This window comes from Methanomassiliicoccales archaeon (genome assembly GCA_029907465.1).
In the GTDB taxonomy this organism is placed as follows: Archaea; Thermoplasmatota; Thermoplasmata; order Methanomassiliicoccales; family JACIVX01; genus JACIVX01.
The window spans coordinates 1-1,839 of sequence record JARYLV010000040.1; the positions used below are offsets into that span (position 1 = coordinate 1).

Genomic DNA, 1,839 nt, shown 5'->3' on the forward strand with positions numbered 1-1,839 from the left:
ATGATCTAAGACTGAATAAATCAACAATTATTGCGATTCCTAAAGTCTCGGCATCTTGAATCAATGTCTTCATTTGTGTTTTCATTAAGCATCAAATCTCTTGCTTCTTTACATAAATCTGCTTTTGAATGAGGATCTTTTGTAAACCAATCACTAATCCGAGTGAAATAAATCCCGCAATAGTGTACAAATCCATATTCAAAAGACGAATAACAGAATCCCATTGCATTTTCAATAACATAATCTTTTACAGGCTCTTCGCTATTTCCTGTGGGTAATGGATAACCACTAATCATATGATATCATCAAATTAAAAGCATGTCAATCTCGCAAGAAGATCTCTTCAAGCTTGCCCTGAACTTACAGCCACCCTGGTGTATCAATTCAATCGATTTCGATTTGGAAGGGAAGCGACTCGACATTTACATAGATTTCGAACGTGGTGGTAAATTTCCATGTCCTGATTGCGGCAACTCTGAATGCGGTGTTCATGATACAATCGATAGGACTTGGAGACATCTGAATTTTTTCCAGTTTAAGACCTACCTTCACTGTCGCGTTCCCAGAACGAAATGTGATATCTGTGGAGTCAAACTTGTTAAGGTGCCGTGGGCAAGAAAAGGTAGCGGTTTTTCCCTCCTCATGGATTCCTTGATAGTTTTAATGGCTCAGCACATGCCCGTTAATTCTGTTGCGAACTTGATCGGAGAATACGATACTCGGATATGGCGAGTCCTAGAGCACTACGTACTAAAAGCAAGATCGGATGAGGATTTTTCAGAGGTTGAATCAGTAGGTGTTGATGAGACATCAAGAGCAAAAGGTCACAAATACGTATCCGTTTTCGTAGATTTGGATAAATCTAAGGTTTTATATGTATGCGAAGGAAAAGATGCTTCGGCAATAGAATCGTTTAAATACGACCTTGAGGATCATAATGGATCTTGTATAAATTTACGCAATTTTTGCTGTGACATGTCTCCCGCATTCATATCTGGAGTCACTCGAAACTTCCCAGAGACTTCAATAACATTCGATAAGTTCCATGTTATGAAGCTGATGAACCAAGCAGTGGATCAAGTGAGACGTGAAGAGCAATCCCATAACAGCAACTTGAAGCATACAAGATACATATGGTTGAAAAATCCTGAGAAACTTACGAAAAAACAGAGATACGAATTGGGGTCTCTAAGAGATATGAGGTTAAAAACAATGAGAGCTTACAACATCAAATTGAGCTTACGAGATTTCTGGAACTTCAAAGACCCGCTATTGGCTGAAGATTATCTGAAACGATGGTACTTCTGGGCGACACACAGCAGGTTAAACCCTGTTATTGATACCGCAAAAGCGATCAAGGGGCACTGGAAAGGAGTTCTGAACTATATAAACACCAGAATAGATAATGGAATCTTAGAGGGAATAAATAGCCTCATCCAATCAGCAAAAGACGACGCAAGAGGATTCAGAACGACAAAGAATTTTATCATAACTATATATCTTAGATTAGGGAAACTAAAGTTCAATCTACCCACATAAAACAGCGAGGAGCCAAAAAATATTACACTTACACCCAGAGCGTATCCTTTTACGTACCGGGATTTCCTTTGCAGTATGGGCAGGAGACCCTTGCCAGTGGCATAGGCGAACCTGGGGGGCTGGGATTGCCAATTGCGGCTCTGACAGCTCTTCAGACCGGAGAGATAATTGACATCGACCCGATAACTGGTATCACCACTAAAGTGGCAGATACGGGCCAGGATTACAGTGGTCGCAATCTAGTCGTCATCCAATCCGCCAATCAGGCATACTCTGCCGATATGACCTACGATGCCAGAA

General features: G+C 40.8%; 3 protein-coding genes. 2 read left to right on the forward strand and 1 reads right to left on the reverse strand.

The genetic code is table 11. From position 1 onward, the window contains the following. Nucleotides 1–20: 20 nt before the first annotated feature. Nucleotides 21–296, reverse strand: a complete 276-nt coding sequence (locus tag QHH00_08465) for a hypothetical protein (GenBank protein MDH7509403.1) — start codon at nucleotides 294–296, stop codon at nucleotides 21–23. A 22-nt stretch (nucleotides 297–318) separates the two neighbouring features. Here QHH00_08465 and QHH00_08470 point away from each other — a divergent pair, with 22 nt between their 5' ends. Further along, nucleotides 319–1,539, forward strand: coding sequence for an ISL3 family transposase (locus QHH00_08470; protein MDH7509404.1), 1,221 nt, complete (start codon nucleotides 319–321; stop codon nucleotides 1,537–1,539). Nucleotides 1,540–1,607: 68 nt separating this feature from the next. Beyond that, nucleotides 1,608–1,839: hypothetical protein (locus QHH00_08475; protein MDH7509405.1), on the forward strand; the 232-nt coding region annotated here is incomplete at its 3' end.

Excerpts from the sequence above, each read along its gene's own strand:
- QHH00_08470 (MDH7509404.1), top strand. The coding sequence starts at position 319 with ATGTCAATCTCGCAAGAAGATCTCTTCAAGCTTGCCCTGAACTTACAG.
- QHH00_08465 (MDH7509403.1), bottom strand. The coding sequence starts at position 296 with ATGATTAGTGGTTATCCATTACCCACAGGAAATAGCGAAGAGCCTGTA.